This window comes from Azorhizobium doebereinerae UFLA1-100 (assembly GCF_000473085.1).
Classification (GTDB): Bacteria; Pseudomonadota; Alphaproteobacteria; order Rhizobiales; family Xanthobacteraceae; genus Azorhizobium; species Azorhizobium doebereinerae.
Map to the genome: position 1 here is coordinate 1 of NZ_AXBA01000015.1, position 19,551 is coordinate 19,551.

Below are 19,551 nucleotides of genomic sequence, written 5' to 3' on the forward strand. Positions count from 1 at the left end.
AGCGGCTGAAGCGACGGAAGACGGTGTTCCATTCTCCAAACAGCTCCGGCAGATCGCGCCAAGGCGAGCCGGTGCGCACGATCCACAGCACCGCCTCGATGAACATACGATTGTCCCGGCCCGAAGAGCCGCGCGTCCGCTCGTCGCCGATGATGTGCGGCGCTATCCGCGCCCACTGCTCATCCCCAAGCACCAGTCGATCAAGAACACCCATCGCTGCCTCATCAAAGGCAGCTTTGAATCACAGATCATTCAGCCCGGGAACCCCAAGAGTCCACACTACCTAGTGGACATGGACGGCCAACTGGTGGGCATCAACAGCGCCATCTATTCGCGCTCCGGCGGCTCGCACGGCATCGGCTTCGCCATCCCGGCCAACATGGTCAAGGTGGTGGTGGAATCGGCCAAGGCCGGCGGCAAGACCGTGCGCCGGCCGTGGCTCGGCGCCAAGCTCCAGCGGGTGACGCCGGAGATCGCCGAGAGCCTCGGCCTCGCCCGGCCCACCGGCGTGCTGGTGCAGTCGGTGGCGACAGGCGGGCCGGCGGCCAAGGCCGGGCTCAAGGTGGGCGACCTGATCGTCAACGTGGACGGGCAGGGGGTGGACGACCCGGAATCGCTCAACTACCGCTTCGGCACCCGGCCTCTGGGCGGCAAGGCGACGCTCGGCCTCAACCGCCAGGGCAAGGCCCAGGACCTTGTCGTCGCGCTGGAGCCGCCCCCGGAGACGGTGCCGCGCGAGGAGGTGGTGATCGCCTCCCGCTCGCCCTTCGCCGGCGCGCGGGTGATGAACGTCTCCCCCGCCGTCGCCGACGAATTGCGGCTCGACGTGGATGACGGCGCGGTCGTGGTCTCCGACGTGGCCGAGACCTCGCCGGCGGATGCCGCCGGCTTCCGCCCCGGCGACGTGATCCTGGAGGTGAACGGCGCCCGCATCACCCGCACCGCCGACCTCGTGGCGGCCACCCGCACGCCCAACCGCGCCTGGCGGGTGACGGTGGCGCGCGGCGGGCGCACCATCACCGCCGTGCTCGGCGGCTGAGTCGGGGGGCGGGGGGATTGCCCCGCTTGAGGCATCGAGGCGCCGCCGGCCGGCGGCCGCCGGGAGAGAGTGGATGAGCCTGTCGCTGTTCGATGACGCCGCGCCGCGTCCGCTGGCGGAGGAGCTGCGCCCGCAGCGCCTGGAGGACGTCATCGGCCAGGAGCATCTGCTCGGCCCCGACGGCCCCATCGGCCGGATGGTGAAGGGCAAGCGCCTGTCGTCCTTCATCCTGTGGGGGCCGCCCGGCTCGGGCAAGACCACCATCGCCCGGCTGGTGGCCAAGGGCATGGGGCTGGAGTTCGTGCAGCTCTCCGCCGTGCTGTCCGGCGTCGCCGACCTGCGCAAGGTGGTGGAGGCGGCCAGGCAGCTGCGCCAGGGCGCCGGCCGGCAGACGGCGGTGTTCGTGGACGAGCTGCACCGCTTCAACCGCACCACGCAGGATGCGCTGCTGCCCCATGTGGAGGACGGCACCATCGTCCTGATCGGCGCCACCACGGAGAACCCCAGCTTCTCCATGGTCGCCGCGCTGCTCTCCCGGGCCAAGGTCTATACCCTGCGCCGGCTGGAGACGGCGGATCTGGCGCGCCTGGTGGAGCGGGCCGAGGCCCATGCCGGCCGCCGCCTGCCGCTGGATGCGGACGCCCGCGCCGCCGTGCTGGAGATGGCGGACGGCGACGGGCGCTATCTCATCGGGCTGGTGGAGGAGCTGCTGGCCCTGCCCAAGGGGCCGGACCTGGACGTCGCCGGCCTCGCCCGGACCGTGCAGAAGCGCGCGCCGATCTACGACAAGGGCCAGGAGGAGCATTACAACCTGCTCTCCTGCTTCCATAAGAGCCTGCGCGGCTCGGACGTGAACGCGGCCATGTACTGGGCGGCGCGGATGATGGTGGGGGGCGAGGACCCCGGCACCATCTTCCGCCGGCTCGCCTGCTGCGCCTCCGAGGACGTGGGGATGGCGGACCCGCAGGCCATGCCGCAGGTGGTGGCCGCCTGGACCGCGTTCGAGCGCGTGGGCTGGCCCGAGGGGCGGCTGTTCATGGCCCAGGCCATCGCCTATGTGGCCACCGCGCCGAAGTCGAACGCCGCCTATGCCGCCTTCAACGCCGCCCTGGCGCTGGCGCAGACCACCGGCTCGCTCACCCCGCCCAAGTCGATCCTGAATGCGCCGACCAAGCTCATGAAGGAGCTCGGCTACCATGCCGGCTACCGCTACGACCACGATTATCCCGACGCCTATGCCGGCCAGGAATTCTTCCCCGACGCCCTGGCCGGCGACAACCGGCCCGACCTCTATGTGCCCAACGAGCGCGGCTTCGAGCGCGAGGTGAAGAAGCGCCTCGACTATTGGGCGCGGGTGAAGGCCGATCGCAATTCCGGCTGAGGGCGCGGCCTCGCCCCGGCCGGCCCTTGCCGCGCCGTTTTCCCGCTTCTATGCAGGATGGGTGTGCGGCGCAGCGAGGGAGATGTGCGTGACCCCGGCCATCCTGGTCTTTCTCGGCGCCGGCTTCGGCGGGCTGATGCGGCATCTGGTGAACATCACCAGCGTCCGGCTGTTCGGCTTCCTGTCGTTCCCCTGGGCGACGATGGCCATCAACATCCTCGGCTGCTTCCTGATGGGCGTGCTCACCGCGCTGTTCGCGCTGCGCGCCGGGGAAGGGGGGCTGTGGACGCCGCACATGCGGATGCTGCTCACCACCGGCGTGCTCGGCGGCTTCACCACCTTCTCCACCTTCTCGCTGGAATTCGCGCTGCTGGTGGAGCGCGGCGACATGGGCCAGGCGGCGACCTATGCCCTCGGATCGCTGGTGCTGTGCCTCGTCGGCGTGTTCGCCGGCATGGGCCTCATCCGCGCCTTGGGATGAGCTCGCGGCGCGAAAGCGCCCGCGCATGCCCCGCATTCCGCCTTAGCTCTGGACGGGACGGCCGATCTGTGACCGATAGGCGCTGAACGGATAAAGGGTGTCCCGCGCATGGCGGTCGAGTTGAAACAGGTGACCGCGGACGAGGCCGGGCTGCGGCTCGACCGCTGGTTCAAGGCGCATTTCCCCGATCTCTCCTTCGGCCACCTGCAGAAGCTGGTGCGCACCGGGCAGGTGCGCGTGGACGGCGGGCGGGTGAAGACCTCCACCCGCCTGGAGCCCGGCCAGAGCGTGCGCATTCCCCCGCTCGGCCCCGACACCGGCGAAGCCGCCGCGAGCGCGCCCGCCGCGCCCGCCGGCGCCGAGCCGAAGCCCGGCCGCGCCGGCGCGCCGCGCGGGGAGGGCGATGCCCCCGCGCCGGCCCATGCGGTGCGCGCCGCCGCCCGCCGCGAGCAGACCGACGCCGAATTCCTGCGCTCCATCACCCTGTTCGAGGACAAGGACGTCCTAGTGCTGAACAAGCCCGCCGGCATCGCCGTGCAGGGCGGCTCGGGCACCTTCCGCCATATCGACGGCATGCTGGACGCGCTGACCCCCAAGGGCGGGCAGAAGCCGCGCCTCGTGCACCGCATCGACAAGGACACCGCCGGCTGCCTGCTCATCGCCAAGAGCCGGCTGGCCGCCTCGGTGCTGGCCAAGAACTTCCGCTCCCGCGAGGCGCGCAAGATCTATTGGGCGCTGGTGCCCGGCGTGCCCAAGCCGCGCCAGGGCCGCATCTCCACCTATCTCGCCCGCGAGGAGAGCGAGGAGCGCATGCGCGTCGCCCGCCACGGCGAGGACGATGCCAGCCACGCCATCACCTATTACGCCGTGGTGGAGCAGGCGGCGCAGAAGATGAGCTGGCTGTCGCTGAAGCCGGTGACGGGGCGCACCCACCAGATCCGCGCCCATCTCGCCCATATCGGCCACCCCATCGTCGGTGATCCGAAGTATTTCAACATCGAGAACTGGGAGTTTCCGGGCGGATTGCAGAACAAGCTGCACCTGCTCGCCCGGCGCCTCGTCATCCCGCATCCGAGCGGTACCGGCTTCATCGACGTCTCCGCGCCGCTGCCGCCGCACATGGCCCAGTCCTGGGCGGTGTTCGGTTTCGACGCCAGCCAGTACGACCCGATTCTCGATTCCCCCGAATCCTGACGGCGGGCGCCGGGGGCGCCCCCGGCCGCCTCATCGGCGCAGAATACCTGCGCCGCGGCGGCACGCGGGCCGTTCAAGCCTGGACCAAGCCGGATAACCGAGGATCTGCCGGGTGATGCTGCATCGCAGCAAGAATTGCCGCCCGCTCTCCTTTTATTAGACCTTTGGCGAGACTTGCGGAAAGCGGGTGTTTGCCTATGGTGCGCGGCTCGACGGGCGCGGCATGATCGGCCGTCGCGCGTCACTGATGATTTGCGGCCCAGACCAGAAGCGGGAATCCGCATCGCCGGGGGGAATTGCCGATGACCTTTCTGCTCGCGCTCAGCCGGGCAATCGACGCCGTCAACGCGCGCATCGGCAAGACCGTGGCGTGGCTGATCCTGGCGGCGGTCCTGGTCTCCGCGCTCAACGCCATCGTGCGCAAGCTGTTCGATGTCAGCTCGAACTCCTGGCTCGAACTGCAATGGGTGCTGTTCGCTGCGGTGTTCCTGATGTGCTCGCCCTGGACGCTCATGGACAATGAGCACATCCGCATCGACATCATCAATTCGCGCCTGCGCAAGAAGGTCCGCGACGGCATCGACATCTTCGGCACCATCTTCTTCCTGATGCCGTTCGCCATCGTGCTGCTCTACACCTCGATCCCGTTCGCGCTGAACTCCTACCGCATCAACGAGCAGTCGCTGAACGCGGGCGGCCTGCCGCAATGGCCGGCCAAGCTGCTGGTGCCGATCGGCTTCGCCCTGCTGCTGATCCAGGCGGTGTCCGAGCTGATCAAGCGCGTCGCCATCTTCACCGGCAGGATGGAGGACCCGCACGAGGGGACCGGCGGCCATCTGGCGTCGGCGGAGGCCGAGGCCGCGCGCCTGCTGGCCGAGGCGGAAGCCGCCAAGTTGCTGATGCCCGAAGCCCCCAAGTCCTGACGGGAAGCGCCCAATGACCAAGAACCGCGTCTTCAAGACGGGCCTTCTGTGCGCCCTGGCCGTCGCCTTGACCTTCGCCGGCACGGAACTGGCCTTCGCGGCGGACGGCGGCATCCGCGCCTTCGTCACCCACAACATGGCGCCGATCATGTTCGGCGCCCTGGTGCTGTTCCTGCTGCTCGGCTATCCGGTGGCCTTCGCGCTGGCCGCCAACGGCCTGGTGTTCGGCGTCATCGGCATCGAGCTCGGCCTGTTCCGGCCGGACTTCCTCCAGGCGCTGCCCGAGCGCGTCTACGGCACCATGAACAACGAAGTGCTCCTCGCGGTGCCCTTCTTCACCTTCATGGGCCTGATCCTCGAACGCTCCGGCATGGCGGAGGACCTGCTCGACACCATCGGCCAGGTGTTCGGCTCGATCCGCGGCGGCCTTGCCTATGCGGTGATCTTCGTCGGCGCGCTGCTCGCCGCCACCACCGGCGTGGTCGCGGCCTCGGTCATTTCCATGGGCCTGATCTCGCTGCCCATCATGCTGCGCTACGGCTATGACCGGCGCGTGGCCTCCGGCGTCATCGCCGCCTCGGGCACGCTGGCGCAGATCATCCCGCCCTCGCTCGTGCTCATCGTCATGGCCGACCAGCTCAACCGCTCGGTGGGCGACATGTACGAGGGCGCCTTCGTGCCCGGCCTGCTGCTGGCGGGCCTCTATGCGGTCTACATCTTCCTCGTCTCCACCTTCTTTCCCAGCGCCGCTCCCGGCCTGCCGCTGGAGGCGCAGACGCTGCGCGATCCGCAGCAGAAGCGCGGCCCGACCCGCCCGCTCGGCGCCGTCACCGCCGCCGGCTTCGCCGCCCTGATCGCCACCGGCTCGCTGCCAGGCCTGACCGCGAGCCTCATCCCCGGCGCCGCCAACATGGCGGTGTGGGGCATCGTCTCCTTCGTGCTGCTCTATTTCGTCATGAGCGGCACCGCCCGCCTGCTCACCGGCTCGCTCTACATCGCGCTGTCCATCGCCATCGGCCTGTCCATCGTCGTGATGGAGCGCTCCGGCATGCGGATCGGCTCGGACTATGTGGTGCTGGCCATGTCGATGACGGTGGCGCTGGCCTTCGTGGTGGCGGTGATCAACCGCGTGCTGCGCCTCGGCCTGCTGTCGAAGCTGGCGGAGCAGGTGATCTTCGTCATGGTGCCGCCGCTGGCGCTGATCTTCCTGGTGCTGGGCACCATCTTCATCGGCGTCGCGACGCCGACGGAAGGCGGCGCCATGGGCTCGGTGGGCGCGCTGCTGCTGGCCGCGGGGCGCGGCCGGCTGAAGTTCGACCTGGTGCGGCAGGCGACCTATTCCACCGCCAAGCTGTCCGCCTTCGTGCTGTTCATCCTGCTCGGCTCGCGGGTGTTCTCGCTGACCTTCTACGGCGTGGACGGCCACCGCTGGGTGGAGGAGCTTCTGGTCTCGCTGCCCGGCGGCCAGGCCGGCTTCCTCATCGTGGTGAACATCCTCGTCTTCTTCCTGGCCTTCTTCCTCGACTATTTCGAGCTGGCCTTCATCATCATCCCGCTGCTCGGGCCGGCGGCGGACAAGATGGGCATCGACCTGATCTGGTTCGGCGTCATGCTGGCGGTGAACATGCAGACCTCCTTCATGCACCCGCCGTTCGGCTTCGCCCTGTTCTTCCTGCGCTCGGTGGCGCCCAAGGTGCCCTATCTCGACCGCCTCACCGGCAAGCGCATGGAGCCGGTGACCACGGGCCAGATCTATTGGGGCGCGGTGCCGTTCGTCGGCATCCAGCTGATCATGGTGGCGCTGGTGCTGCTGTTTCCCGGCATGGTGACGCACTACAAGAGCAGCGCCGTGCAGCTCGACCAGGGGGCGGTGGAGAAGCAGTTCGACAACCTCTCCCCGAGTCTCGACGCCCCGCCGCCGCCGTCGCTGGACTTCGGCGCGCCGAAATAGGCCCGGCGTCCGCACCGGGACCAGGGCAGGGCGCCATGCCCTGCGCCGCTACCGCCGCCCGGCCCGCGCCGGGCGGCTTTGCGTTTTGGGCAGTCGCACCGGCCGCACCTGTCTGCTAGACAGGCGCGCTCAGGCGCACGTCGCGCGGGCCGCCGGGCCACGCGCGCGCAGCGTCGCGGACCCGTGAGAAACGCCGGAGGTGCCCATGTCCCCACAGCCCGAGACCTGTCCCGGCTGCGGCGCGCATGTCCATCCCGAAGATGCCCATTGCCCCGAATGCGGCCTGGAACTGGCCCGCCCGCGCCGCCGCCTACTGCCGGTGCTGGTGGGTGTGCTGGGCGTGCTGGTGGCGCTCGCCGCCGGCGCCGGCGTCTGGCTGCTGCTGAGCCCCAAGCCCGGCGACAAGGTGGTCGCCCGCCAGGAAGCGGCAATTCCGGCCGCCATTCCCGCCGCGCCCGAACCTGCGCCCGCCGCGCCGGAGCCGCCGCCGGCTCCGACCCCGGTGCCGCCGGCCCCCGCTCAGGCCGCCGCGCCGCCCGCGCCCCCGCCGCCGCAGGCCCCGTTGCAGGCGCTGCCGCCCGGCGGGCGCCCGGCGCTGCCGGCGGTGCCCAGCGATCCCGCCTCGCGGCGCGAGTTCGCCAAGACCACGCAGGACAATTTCAAGGAGAACGGCCTCGACATCGCCGTCACCGCGGGCGGCGACGACGCCACCGTGATGAACCTCAAGTTCAACTTCCCCGCCCGCACGGCGGTGGAACTGATCGCGGGCGGGCCGTTTCCGCGCCAGTGCAAGGCGCGCGGCTTCCAGAAGGTGACCTTCGCCGACTCCACCGGCGCCACCTGGACCTATGACGTGGACACGGACAAGCTGACCCAGAAATGAGCCTCGCCCCCACTTCTCCCGCCGCCGCCCCGGACCCGGTGCTGGCCCTGTTCGACTGCGACGGCACGCTGGTGGACAGCCAGCACATGATCGTCGCCGCCATGGTGGACGCCTATGCCGGCCGGGGCCTCGTGGTGCCGGATCGCGCCCGGGTGCTGTCCATCGTCGGCCTGTCGCTGCGCGAGGCCTTCACGGTTCTCGGCGCGGGCGACCCGGCCTTCCCGGTGGAGGAGATGGTGGAAGCCTATCGCAGCGCCTTCATGGTGCTGCGCGACCGCGAGCCGCCGGAGCCCATGTTCCCGTTCTCCCGCGACACGCTGGACGGCCTGCGCCGGCGCGACGACATGCTGCTGGGCATGGTCACCGGCAAGGCGAAGCGCGGCGTGGTGCGGGTGCTGGCGGCCAACGCCATGGACGGCTGGTTCGCCACCGTGCAGACGGCGGACGACGCGCCCTCCAAGCCGCATCCGGCCATGGTGCTCCAGGCCATGGAGGAGATGGGCATTTCCGGCGCCCGCACCGTGGTGATCGGCGACACCACCTATGACATCGAGATGGCCAAGGCCGCCGGCGCCCATGCCATAGGCGTGAGCTGGGGCTATCATCCCGTGGGCAGCCTGGTGACGGCGGGGGCCGACCGGATCGTGGACGATTTCCGCGACATCCCGGCCGCCATCGCCGCGCTGGTCCCCGGCGGCGCGCCCGTGACGGTCTGAACGGGCAGGAGCGGACATGCGCGATATTCTCAACGATCTCGACCGCGACCCCATCGATCCGGCCGCCTCCATCCGCGCCGAGGGCCGGCGGGCGCTGCCGAAGCGCTTCTACAAGGAGGTCTCGACCCGGCCGGGGGAGGGCGGCTTCGAGATCCTGCTGGACGGGCGCCCGGTGCGGACCCCGGCGCGCGCGCGCCTCGCCGTGCCGACGCAGGCGCTGGCCGACGCGCTGGTGCAGGAATGGGCGGCGCAGGGCGCCGAGATCGATCCCGTGCGCATGCCGCTCACCCGGCTGGTGAATGTCGCCCTCGACGGCGTGGCGCAGAATCGCGACGCGGTGGCGGACGAGATCGTGCGCTACATGGGCAGCGACCTGCTGCTCTATCGCGCCGAGGGGCCGGAGGCATTGGTCGCCCGGCAGGCGGAACAGTGGGACCCGGTGCTGGACTGGCTGAACACGGCGCACGGCGCCCGCTTCTTCCTGGCCGAAGGCATCCGCCATGTGGAGCAGCCGGCCGACATGGTGGCCCGCGTCGCCGCCCTGCTGCCGCGCGCGGACGCGCTCGCGCTCGCCGCGCTGAGCACGCTGACCGCGCTCACCGGCTCGGCCTTCCTCGCCGTGGCGCTGGCCGCCGGGCGGCTCGATGCGGACGCGGCCTGGCGCGCGGCGCATGTGGACGAGGACTGGACCATCGAGCGCTGGGGCGAGGATGCGGAGGCCACCGCCCGCCGCGCCGCCCGCGAGCGCGACATGCGCGCCGCCGCGCGGCTGCTGGAGCTGGCGCGGGCTTAGGGTGGTCACGACGCGGAGCCGGGGAGCGCCATGGACAAGGACGAGCTTGCCGAGATGTTCGTCGCCCTGGGCCCGGTGCAGGTGCGCCGGATGTTCGGCGGGCACGGCATCTTCCGCGACGGGCTGATGTTCGCGCTGGAGACGCGCGGCACGCTGTTCGTGAAGGCGGACGCGGCCTTTTCCGAGGATCTGGCGGGGCAGGGCTCGCGGCCGCTCGGCTACGAGGCCAGGGGACGCCAGGTGCGGCTGCCCTATTGGACGCTGCCCGACGCGGCGCTGGATGACGACGAACTGCGCGACGCCCTGTTCCGCCGCGCCCTGGACGTGTCCCGCGCGGTCGCCCGCGCGCCGCGCGGCAAGACGGCGAAGGCCCCTGCGGAAGGCGCCGCCCCGCACGGGCCGCCGCCGGATCTCGACCTGCTGGGCCTGGGCGGAGGATCGCCGGCGCGCCCCGGCCCGGGCAAGGCGCGGAAAACGCCCCCCGCCAAGACCTCCGGCGGCGCGGGGCGGCAGGGCAAGGCGCGCGGCTGAGCGAGCGGGCGCTGCGATCGCGCACGGCCGGCGGGCATCCTGAAACATAAAAAAACGCGCCCGAAGGCGCGTTTTGCGAGGATGTCACCCGCCCGTCTGGGGTCGTCCCCTCGGGCGGGTGAAAGGCTCAGCTCGCCTTGATGCGCACCGGGCGCAGCAGGAAGGCGGGCAGATGGGACATGTCGGCCGGCTCGCTCGCCGCCGGACGCTCGCGGCGGCCACGGGGCGCCTCGCGGCTGGCCTGGGCCGGCTCCGCCTCGGGGCGGGCGGCACGCGGCGTCCGCTGGCGCTCGGCGCGGGCCTCGCCCTCGGGACGCGCGGCGCGCGGCTCCCGCTCAGCCCTGGGTTCGCGCTCCGCACGCGGCTCGCGCTCGGCACGGGGGGCGCGTTCGGCGCGCGGTTCCCGTTCCGCACGGGGTTCCCGCTCGGGACGGGGTTCCCGCTCGGCGCGCGGCTCGCGCTCGCCGGAGGCTTCGCGGTCGGTGCGGCCACGGCCCGAGCGCTTGGTGCGCTCCGAGCGCTCCTCGCCCCGGCCGCCGCGCTCGCCCCGTTCGCCGCCCCGGCTGCGCTTCTCGCGCGGCGGGGCCTCGCCCAGAGGCTCGCCCTGCCAGGGGATGGAACTGCCGATCAGCTTCTCGATGGCCGCGACCGACTTGGCGTCGTCGTGGGTCACCAGCATGATGGCGGTGCCGGTGCGCCCGGCGCGGCCGGTGCGGCCGATGCGGTGGACATAGTCCTCCGCATGGTGCGGCACGTCGTAATTGAAGACGTGGCTGACCGCCGGAATGTCGAGGCCGCGCGCGGCCACGTCGGACGCCACCAGCAAGGTGGCCTCGCCGGTGCGGAACTGGTCCAGCGCCTGTGTGCGGGCGTGCTGGTCCATGTCGCCATGCAGGCACACGACATTGAAGCCGTGCTTCTGCAGCGAGCGGTGGACCACGGCCACGTCGCGCTTGCGGTTGCAGAATATGATGCCGTTCTGCAATGCGTCGGCGCCGCGGATCAATTCGCGCAGGGTGTCGCGCTTCTCGAAGTCCTCGCGGCCGGAGGCCACGCGGAGCTGGGTGATGGAGGTGGCGGCCGTCGCCGGCTTGGACACTTCCACCCGCACCGGGTTGGACAGGAATTGCGAGACGAGGCGCTGGATCTCCGGCGGCATGGTGGCCGAGAAGAACAGCGTCTGGCGGGTGAAGGGCACCAGCTTGCAGATGCGCTCGATGTCCGGGATGAAGCCCATGTCCAGCATGCGGTCGGCCTCGTCGATGACGAGCACCTCGATGCCGGACAGCAGCAGCCGTCCGCGCTCCACATGGTCGAGCAGGCGTCCGGGGGTGGCGATCAGCACGTCCACGCCGCGCAGCAGCTTCGAATCCTGGTCGCCGAAGGACACGCCGCCGATGAGCAGCGCCACGTTCAGCTTATGGTTCTTGCCGTAGCGGGTGAAATTCTCCTCGACCTGCGCGGCGAGTTCGCGCGTCGGCTCGAGGATCAGGGTGCGCGGCATGCGCGCCCGCGCCCGGCCCTGCTCCAGCAGGGTGAGCATCGGAAGGGTGAAGGCCGCGGTTTTGCCAGTGCCGGTCTGGGCAAGTCCGAGAACGTCTCGCCGGGCGAGAACGTGCGGGATCGCTTGCTCCTGGATGGGCGTGGGTTGGGTATAGCCCGTGGCCGTGACGGCCGAGAGGACTTTTTCGCTCAGGCCGAGTTCGGAAAATAGCATTGGGTCGCTTAATGCGGCAGCGCCCCGCTGATCGAAGGTCCCATGCCGTGTACGGGCCCAAACGAGTGGTCGTCGGTCGGCGCGCTTGGAGTCGAATACAGTTCGGACGACACAGAGAAAATAGAAGCATTGTGCGCTGTGTCAATGTTTCTGGCATGCGCTGGCTCGTGAGGAGCAGCGCATGCCATGCACCGGCGTGGCTTGACCCCGCGCCGCAGCCAGCCGAGACAAGGCGTGGACGGCGCACCGGGCGCCCTCGCGTGCCCAGTGTAGTGCCGATGTCTTTTCTGATTATTCTTGGCCTGGCCGATTTCGCCAGCGCGTTTACGGCCCGCGCGGTCGATCCGATGCTCAATCTGGTGGCCGCTGACCTTGGCATTTCGGTGCGCGCCGCCGCCTTGCTGGCCACCGCCTTCACGCTTCCTTATGCCGCAATGCAATTGGTGTTCGGCCCGGTGGGCGACGCCTTCGGCCGCGTGCGCCTCATCCGCATCACCCTGAGCTGCCTCACGCTCGGCCATCTGGCCTGCGCCTTCGCGCCGAACCACGAATTCCTGCTCGCCGCGCGCATCTTCGCCGGCGGCTGGGCGGGGGGCATCATCCCGGTGTCCTTCGCTTTGGTGGGCGACCGCGTGCCGTTCGAGCAGCGCACCGTGGCGCTCGGCCGGCTGCTGCTGGCGGTGGTGCTGGGCCAATTGGGCGGGGCCATCATCTCCGGCGCCATCTCCACCTATTTCGGCTGGCGGGTGGTGTTCCTGGTGGCGGCGGCCGTCTCGGCGCTGGCCGCTGCGGGGGCGATGGTCTTCCTGAAGGAACTGGGCACGCGCCAGAAGCTCTCCGTCCAGGCCACGCTGGAGGGCTATGCGGCGGTGTTCCGCAATCCGGTCTCGATCCGCCATTTCGCCGTGTCCGCCATCGAGGGCGGCATCATTTTCGGCGTCTTCCCCTTCGTGGCGCCGCTGTTCGTCGCCCACGGCTTCGGCAATGCGGTGGAGGCGGGCTTCACCATGGGCGCCTTCGCCATCGGCGGGGTGGCCTATACGGCGGCGGTGCAGGTGCTGGTGAAGCACCTCGGCCTTTCCGGCATGGGCGCCACCGGCGCCTGCATCGTCGGCTGCTGCCTGATCGGGGTGGCCTTCGCGCCGTCGCTGGCGGTGGTCGTCGGCCTGTTCGCGGTCATGGGCTTCGGCTTCTACACCATCCACAACACGCTGCAGATCATGTCCACCGAGCTGGCGCCGACCGCGCGCGGCTCCGGCGTTTCGCTTTATGCCACCGCCTTCTTCGCCGGGCAGGCGTTCGGCGCGGTGGTCGGCGGGATGGTGGTGGCGGGGCTCGGCTCGGTGTCGGGCCTGTTCATCGCCGCCGGCCTCGCCATGTTCGCCTTGGCGTGGCCGGCGTCCCGCCTCGCCCCGCTGGCGGCCAAGGTGCGGCGGGAGGCGGAGGAAGCCGCCGCCCGCGCCGGCCAGCCGCTGGAGCACGTCTGACGGGGGGCGCTGCGGCGCTCCCATCCGGTCAGATGTCGAGCAGTTCCTCGCCGGCGAAGGCGGCGTGCTCGGAGATGAAGGCGAAGCGCGCCTCCGGCTTGTTGCCCATCAGGCGCTCCACCAGATCCTCGGTCAGCGCCCGCGCCGCCTCCTCGATGCCCACCCGCAACAGGGTGCGGGTCTTGGGGCTCATGGTGGTCTCCTTGAGCTGGGCCGGCATCATCTCGCCCAGGCCCTTGAAGCGGCCGATCTCCACCTTGCCGCGGCCGCTGAACTCCTTCTTCAGCAACTGGTCCTTGTGGGCGTCGTCGCGGGCATAGAGCGTCTTCGGCCCCTGAGAGATGCGGTAGAGCGGCGGCACGGCGAGGAAGAGGTGGCCCTCCTCGATCAGCTTCGGCGTCTGGCGGTAGAAGAAGGTCACCAGCAGCGAGGCGATATGGGCGCCGTCCACGTCGGCGTCGGTCATGATGATGACCTTCTCGTACCGCAGGTCCGCGTCCCGGTAGTGGGAGAGCGTGCCGCAGCCGAGCGCCTGCATCAGATCGGCCAGTTGCTGGTTGGCGGCGAGCTTGTCGCGGCCGGCGCTGGCCACGTTGAGGATCTTGCCGCGCAGCGGCAGCACCGCCTGGTTGCGGCGGTCGCGCGCCTGCTTGGCTGAGCCGCCGGCCGAATCGCCCTCGACGATAAACAGTTCCGAGCCGGCGGCCTCGGTGTTGGAGCAGTCCGCCAGCTTGCCGGGCAGGCGCAGCTTGCGCACGGCGGTCTTGCGGGAGATTTCCTTCTCCTGCCGGCGGCGCAGGCGCTCCTCGGCGCGCTCCACCACATGGTCGAACAATCGCGTCGCCTGCACCGGATTGGCGGCGAGCCAGTGGTCGAACGGATCGCGGATCACCTGCTCGACGATGCGCGCGGCCTCCGCCGTGGCGAGGCGCTCCTTGGTCTGGCCCTGGAATTCCGGCTCGCGCACGAACACCGAGAGCATGGCGGCGCAGCCGGCGGTGACGTCCTCGCCGGTCAAAAGCGCGGCGCGCTTGCCCTGGCCGGTGCGCTCGCCATGCTCGCGCAGGCCCTTGAGCAGCACGGCGCGCAGGCCGTTCTCATGGGTGCCGCCGTCCGGGGTGGGGATGGTGTTGCAGTAAGACGAGATGCCGCCGTCGGCGTCCGCCACCCAGGCCACCGCCCATTCGGCGGAGCCGTGGCCGCCCGGCTTCTGCACCCGGCCGGAGAAGATGTCGCCATGCACCAGGGGCTGGCCCTCGATGTCGGCGGCCAGATAATCGCGCAGGCCGCCGGGGAAGCGGAAGGTCATCTTCTCGGGCACGCCGGTGGTGCCGGCGAGCAGTTCGGGATCGCAGGACCAGCGGATTTCCACGCCGCCGAACAGATAGGCCTTGGCCCGCGCCATGCGGAACACGCGGCCGGGCTCGAATTTCGCGCTCGGCCCGAAGATCTCCGGGTCGGGATGGAAGCGGATGCGGGTGCCGCGCCGGTTGGTGATGCGGCCGACTTCCTTCAGCTTGCCCTGCGGTGCGCCGCGCGAGAACGTCTGGCGATAGAGCGTCTGGTTGCGCGCCACCTCCACCTCGAAGGCGTCGGACAAGGCGTTCACCACCGAGACGCCGACGCCGTGCAGGCCGCCGGAGGTCTCATAGACCTTGCTGTCGAACTTCCCGCCCGAATGCAGCGTGGTCATGATGACTTCCAGCGCCGACTTGCCGGGGAACTTGGGGTGCTCCTCCACCGGGATGCCGCGGCCGTTGTCGGTGACGGTCAGCGAGCCGTCGCTGGAGAGCTGCACTTCGATGAAGGTGGCGTGCCCGGCCACCGCCTCGTCCATGGAATTGTCCACCACTTCGGCGAACAAATGGTGCAGCGCCTTGGCGTCGGTGCCGCCGATATACATGCCGGGCCGGCGGCGCACCGGCTCCAGACCCTCCAACACCTCGATATGCGCGGCGGTGTAGTCCTCGGCCATGGCCGGGACGACGGTCGCCTTGCTGCGCGATGCGCGCGGCGCGGGGGGAGGATTGGAGAAGAGGTCGTCGTCGGAATTGGCCATGAAGCGGATCTAGTCTCACGCGAATCGCCCTGGCCATGATGCCAGCGCGGCGGGGAAGGGGGAACAGACCAGAAACGCATTTGCGCGTTTCCCGTCTTTTACCGGACATGGGAAGGGTGTACAGACCTTCGCCCTCACAAGGCCAGCCTCTTTATGGCGCAGGCGCCATGCGGTGCTGGTCGGTGGTGAGGCCATCTCACGTCGGTCCCGCGGATGCGGGCAGGAGAGTGTCATGTCGGAAGCGAAAGCACGGATCGCGGTACTGGGCGCCTCGGGCTATACGGGCTCTGAGCTGGTGCGCCTGCTGCTGCGACACCCGCGCGTGGAGCTTGTGGCGCTCACCGCCGACCGGAAGGCGGGCCAGTCCATGGCCGACGTCTTCCCGCAGTTCGCGCCGTTCAAGCTGCCGACGCTGGTGACCATCGACGACGTGGACTTCACGGGCGTGGACCTGGTGTTCTGCGCGCTGCCGCACGCCACCACCCAGACGGTGATCAAGGGCGTGTTCGAGAAGGCGCCGAACGTGAAGGTGGTGGACCTGTCCGCCGACTTCCGGCTCAAGGACCCGGGCGCCTACGAGAAGTGGTACGGCCACGTCCATGGCGCGCTGGACCTCCAGAAGGAGGCGGTGTTCGGCCTCGTTGAGCTCTATCGCGACGACATCAGGAAGGCCCGGCTGGTGGCCAACCCCGGCTGCCACACCACCACCGCCATCCTGCCCATCGTGCCGCTGCTGGAAGCCGGCGCCATCGATGCGGACAGCATCGTGGTGGACAGCAAGACCGGCATGTCCGGCGCCGGCCGCTCGGCCAAGGAGGCCATGCTGTTCTCGGAAGTCTCCGAGGGCATCCATGCCTATGCGGTCTCCGGCCACCGCCACATGGGCGAACTGGACCAGGAATATTCCAAGGCCGCCGGCCGCACCGTGCAGCCCATGTTCGTGCCGCACCTCGCGCCCATGAACCGGGGCATCTATGCCACCATCTATGTGCGCACCACCGGGGCCAGCGCCGAGGACCTGCACCGCATCCTCGCCGATTTCTACAAGGGCGAGCATTTCGTTCACGTGCTCCCCTTCGGCCAGGTGCCGCAGTCGCGGCATGTGCGCGGCTCCAACTGGGCCCATATCGGGGTGGTCGCGGACCGTCAGGCGGACCGCGCCATCGTGATCTGCACCACCGACAACCTGGTCAAGGGCGCCTCCGGCCAGGCGATCCAGAACATGAACCTGGTGCTCGGCTTCCCCGAGGCGCTGGGCATCGACCAGATCGCCCTCATGCCCTGATCCGGTGGCGCGGGGCGACCCGCGCCTCAGCCGGTCGCGTGCGGAACCTTTGCCTCCGGCCCGTGTTCTCGGGACGGTTGTTCTGGCAGCTAAGCTTACCTTATTGTGAAACCGTGGGCGGCTTCGGCCGCCCGCGGGTGAGATGTGCCGCGCGGTCACCCCCGCGCGGTCCGTGGACGGGCTGTCCGGCCCACGAAGCACGAACCGCAACACCAAGACGGCGCGGGCGCAGCCCAAGAGCCGCTTCGCCGGGTCCGTTTCCTCAGGAGCGGGCTCACATGCGGCGGACAGGCGGCCCCAGCGGTCGGCCGGTTCGCTGGGAGGACCGCCACGCCAGCCGCCAGGGCCGGAGTGCCCATTGCTGCGCGTGGCTCCAAGGAGGACCGGGATGAGCTTTCTCATCTGCCTGGGCGCGCTCGCCTTTCTGATGTTCGTCGCGTATCGCGGCTTCAGCGTGATCCTGTTCGCCCCCGTCGCCGCCATGGCGGCCGTGGCGCTCACCGACCCGACGGCGGTGCCCGTCGTCTTCTCCGGCCTCTTCATGGACAAGATGGTCGGCTTCATTAAGCTCTATTTCCCGGTCTTCCTGCTCGGTGCCGTGTTCGGCAAGGTCATCGAGCTGTCGGGCTTCTCCCGCTCCATCGTCTCGGCCATCATCAAGATCCTCGGCCCCAGCCAGGCGGTGCTGGCCATCGTGCTGGTGGGCGCGGTGCTGACCTATGGCGGCGTCTCGCTGTTCGTGGTGGTGTTCGCGGTCTATCCGTTCGGCGCCGAGATGTTCCGCCAGATCGGCATTCCCAAGCGCCTGCTGCCGGCGGTGATCGCGCTCGGCGCCTTCTCCTTCACCATGGATACGCTGCCGGGCACGCCGCAGATCCAGAACATCATCCCCACCACCTTCTTCAAGACCACGGCCTATGCCGCGCCGATCCTGGGGCTGGTGGGCACCGCCTTCATGCTGGTGGTGGGCGTGGGCTATCTGGAGTTCCGCCGCCGCCGGGCGCTGGCCTCGGGCGAAGGCTACGGCACCGGCCACACCAACGAGCCGAAGCTCGACGACGCCAAGGCGATGGTCAATCCGCTCATCGCCATCCTGCCGCTGGTGGTGGTGGGCGTCGGCAACCTGCTGCTGGCCCGCATGATCCCCGGCTGGTTCGGGGCGACCGCCACCGCCACGCTGATCGAGGGCCAGCCGGCGCTCACCCTGCCCACCAGTTCGGTGGCGGCGATCTGGGCGGTGATGGGGGCGCTGCTGCTCGGCATCCTCACCGTCTTCCTGTTCGCCTTCCGCACGGTGGCGGCGCAGTTCGCGGAGGGCTCGAAATCCTCCGTCGCCGGGGCCTTGCTGGCCTCGCTCAATACCGCGACCGAATACGGCTTCGGCGCCGTCATCGCCGCGCTGCCGGGCTTCCTGGTCATCAAGACGGCGCTGGCCGCCATCCCCAACCCGCTGATCAACGAGGCGATCTCGGTGACGACGCTGGCCGGCATCACCGGCTCGGCTTCCGGCGGCCTGTCCATCGCGCTCGCCGCCATGTCGGAGCAGTTCATCGCCCAGGCCAATGCCGCCGGCATCCCCATGGAGGTGATGCACCGCGTCGCCGCCATGGCCTCCGGCGGCATGGACACGCTGCCGCACAACGGCGCCGTCATCACCTTGCTGGCGGTGTGCGGCCTCACCCATAAGCAGTCCTATGGCGACATCTTCGCCATCACCCTGATCAAGACGCTGGCGGTGTTCTTCGTCATCGGCTTCTTCTACCTGACCGGCCTCTACTGAGCGGCCCGCGCGCCGTCCGGCGGTTTTCCCCTGGACGGCGCGCGGATATAGGCGAAGGCTCTGGCGGCGATCGCAAATAGCACTTTCCCCTATAGGCCTCCGGCTTGTTAGGAGGGGGCTCGCGAACCCCGTGATGGAGCGGACATGAGCCAGGAAGCCGAACACCCCCGCGTCGACCAGTCCTATCCGGACATCCGCGAGGCGGTGCAAAAGCTGTGCGCCCAGTTTCCCGGCGAATACTGGCGCAAGCTCGATCGCGAGAGCGCCTATCCTTCAGCCTTCGTGGACGCGCTCACCCAGTCCGGCTTCCTCGCCGCCCTGATCCCGGAGAGCTACGGCGGGGCGGGCCTGCCGCTCTCCGCCGCCGCCGCCATCCTGGAGGAGGTGCAGCGCGCCGGCTGCAACGGCGGCGCCTGCCACGCCCAGATGTACATCATGGGCGCGCTGCTGCGGCACGGCAGCGAACAGCAGAAGAACGCCTATCTGCCCAAGATCGCCTCGGGCGAACTGCGGCTCCAGGCGTTCGGCGTCACCGAGCCGACCTCGGGCACCGACACCACCTCGCTGAAGACCTTCGCCGAGAAAAAGGGCGACCATTACGTGGTCAACGGCCAGAAGGTGTGGACCTCGCGCGCCGAATATTCCGACCTGATGCTGCTGCTCGCCCGCACCACGCCGAAGGACCAGGTGAAGAAGCGCACCGACGGGCTCTCGGTCTTCCTGGTGGACATGCGCGAGGCCAAGGGCAACGGCCTCACCATCCGCCCGATCCGGGCGATGATGAACCATTCCACCACCGAAGTGTTCTTCGACAACATGAAGGTGCCCGCCGAGAACCTGATCGGCGAGGAGGGCAAGGGCTTCCGCTACATCCTCTCGGGCATGAATGCCGAGCGCATCCTCATCGCCTCCGAATGCGTGGGCGATGCCAAATGGTTCATCGAGAAGGCCACCGCCTATGCCAAGGAGCGCGTCGTGTTCGGCCGCCCCATCGGCCAGAACCAGGGCGTGCAGTTCCCCATCGCCAAGGCCTATGCGCAGATGCGCGCGGCCGAACTGATGGTGCACCGCGCCGCCACCCTGTTCGAGGCCGGCAAGGATTGCGGGGAGGAGGCCAACATGGCCAAGATGCTGGCGGCGGACGCCTCCTGGGCGGCGGCGGAAGCCTGCGTGCAGACCCATGGCGGCTTCGGCTTCGCCGAGGAATATGACGTGGAGCGCAAGTTCCGCGAGACCCGGCTCTACCAGGTGGCGCCCATCTCCACCAACCTCATCCTCAGCTACATCGCCGAGCACGTGCTCGGCTTGCCGCGCTCCTACTGAAGGCGCCC

General features: G+C 69.7%; 17 protein-coding genes. 14 read left to right on the forward strand and 3 right to left on the reverse strand.

The features are described from left to right. On the reverse strand, window positions 1–214 hold a 214-nt coding region (locus YU1_RS29225; protein WP_035713436.1), incomplete at its 3' end, for a transposase. Between the two features lie 78 nt (window positions 215–292). Between YU1_RS29225 and YU1_RS29230 the strand changes: the two genes are divergently transcribed. From YU1_RS29230 to YU1_RS31975, 10 genes are all read left to right on the forward strand, one after another. Continuing rightward, window positions 293–1,039, forward strand: coding sequence for a PDZ domain-containing protein (locus YU1_RS29230; RefSeq protein ID WP_084539848.1), 747 nt, complete (start codon window positions 293–295; stop codon window positions 1,037–1,039). Window positions 1,040–1,112: 73 nt separating this feature from the next. Beyond that, complete coding sequence (locus YU1_RS0112535) at window positions 1,113–2,420, forward strand: replication-associated recombination protein A (protein WP_029004371.1); 1,308 nt, start codon at window positions 1,113–1,115, stop codon at window positions 2,418–2,420. An 82-nt stretch (window positions 2,421–2,502) separates the two neighbouring features. Continuing rightward, complete coding sequence (gene crcB / locus YU1_RS0112540) at window positions 2,503–2,901, forward strand: fluoride efflux transporter CrcB (protein ID WP_035715225.1); 399 nt, start codon at window positions 2,503–2,505, stop codon at window positions 2,899–2,901. Window positions 2,902–3,009: 108 nt separating this feature from the next. After that, window positions 3,010–4,095: an RluA family pseudouridine synthase gene (locus YU1_RS0112545; RefSeq protein WP_029004373.1), complete on the forward strand. Its 1,086-nt coding sequence runs from the start codon at window positions 3,010–3,012 to the stop codon at window positions 4,093–4,095. Between the two features lie 302 nt (window positions 4,096–4,397). Beyond that, window positions 4,398–5,018, forward strand: coding sequence for a TRAP transporter small permease subunit (locus YU1_RS0112550; protein WP_029004374.1), 621 nt, complete (start codon window positions 4,398–4,400; stop codon window positions 5,016–5,018). A gap of 136 nt (window positions 5,019–5,154) precedes the next feature. After that, on the forward strand, window positions 5,155–6,969 hold the full coding sequence (locus YU1_RS0112555; RefSeq protein ID WP_035715266.1) for a TRAP transporter large permease: 1,815 nt from the start codon (window positions 5,155–5,157) through the stop codon (window positions 6,967–6,969). A gap of 205 nt (window positions 6,970–7,174) precedes the next feature. After that, on the forward strand, window positions 7,175–7,852 hold the full coding sequence (locus YU1_RS33995; protein ID WP_029004376.1) for a zinc ribbon domain-containing protein: 678 nt from the start codon (window positions 7,175–7,177) through the stop codon (window positions 7,850–7,852). Then, window positions 7,849–8,568: an HAD-IA family hydrolase gene (locus tag YU1_RS0112565; protein WP_051356812.1), complete on the forward strand. Its 720-nt coding sequence runs from the start codon at window positions 7,849–7,851 to the stop codon at window positions 8,566–8,568. The genes YU1_RS33995 and YU1_RS0112565 overlap by 4 nt, the downstream gene beginning before the upstream one ends. A gap of 16 nt (window positions 8,569–8,584) precedes the next feature. Continuing rightward, window positions 8,585–9,361, forward strand: a complete 777-nt coding sequence (locus YU1_RS0112570) for an ATP12 family chaperone protein (RefSeq protein WP_029004378.1) — start codon at window positions 8,585–8,587, stop codon at window positions 9,359–9,361. 30 nt (window positions 9,362–9,391) lie between these two features. Then, complete coding sequence (locus tag YU1_RS31975) at window positions 9,392–9,892, forward strand: TfoX/Sxy family protein (protein ID WP_051356813.1); 501 nt, start codon at window positions 9,392–9,394, stop codon at window positions 9,890–9,892. A gap of 127 nt (window positions 9,893–10,019) precedes the next feature. On the opposite strand, the gene YU1_RS0112580 is transcribed toward YU1_RS31975, so the two are convergent. Then, window positions 10,020–11,609 (reverse strand): DEAD/DEAH box helicase, encoded by a 1,590-nt coding sequence (locus YU1_RS0112580; protein ID WP_029004379.1) that lies wholly within the window; start codon window positions 11,607–11,609, stop codon window positions 10,020–10,022. 278 nt (window positions 11,610–11,887) lie between these two features. Between YU1_RS0112580 and YU1_RS29245 the strand changes: the two genes are divergently transcribed. Beyond that, window positions 11,888–13,096, forward strand: a complete 1,209-nt coding sequence (locus YU1_RS29245; protein WP_084539835.1) for an MFS transporter — start codon at window positions 11,888–11,890, stop codon at window positions 13,094–13,096. 28 nt (window positions 13,097–13,124) lie between these two features. Here the strand turns inward: YU1_RS29245 and parE are convergent, their stop codons facing one another. Next, window positions 13,125–15,155, reverse strand: coding sequence for a DNA topoisomerase IV subunit B (parE, locus tag YU1_RS0112590; RefSeq protein ID WP_029004380.1), 2,031 nt, complete (start codon window positions 15,153–15,155; stop codon window positions 13,125–13,127). Window positions 15,156–15,387: 232 nt separating this feature from the next. Between parE and argC the strand changes: the two genes are divergently transcribed. The 3 genes from argC (at window position 15,388) to YU1_RS0112605 (ending at window position 19,543) form a co-directional block, all read left to right on the forward strand. Further along, a complete protein-coding gene (argC, locus tag YU1_RS0112595; RefSeq protein ID WP_029004381.1) occupies window positions 15,388–16,440 on the forward strand; it encodes an N-acetyl-gamma-glutamyl-phosphate reductase in 1,053 nt (350 codons plus the stop codon). A gap of 388 nt (window positions 16,441–16,828) precedes the next feature. Then, on the forward strand, window positions 16,829–18,220 hold the full coding sequence (locus YU1_RS0112600; protein ID WP_029004382.1) for a GntP family permease: 1,392 nt from the start codon (window positions 16,829–16,831) through the stop codon (window positions 18,218–18,220). A 144-nt stretch (window positions 18,221–18,364) separates the two neighbouring features. Then, on the forward strand, window positions 18,365–19,543 hold the full coding sequence (locus tag YU1_RS0112605; RefSeq protein ID WP_029004383.1) for an acyl-CoA dehydrogenase family protein: 1,179 nt from the start codon (window positions 18,365–18,367) through the stop codon (window positions 19,541–19,543). Window positions 19,544–19,551 lie beyond the last annotated feature (8 nt).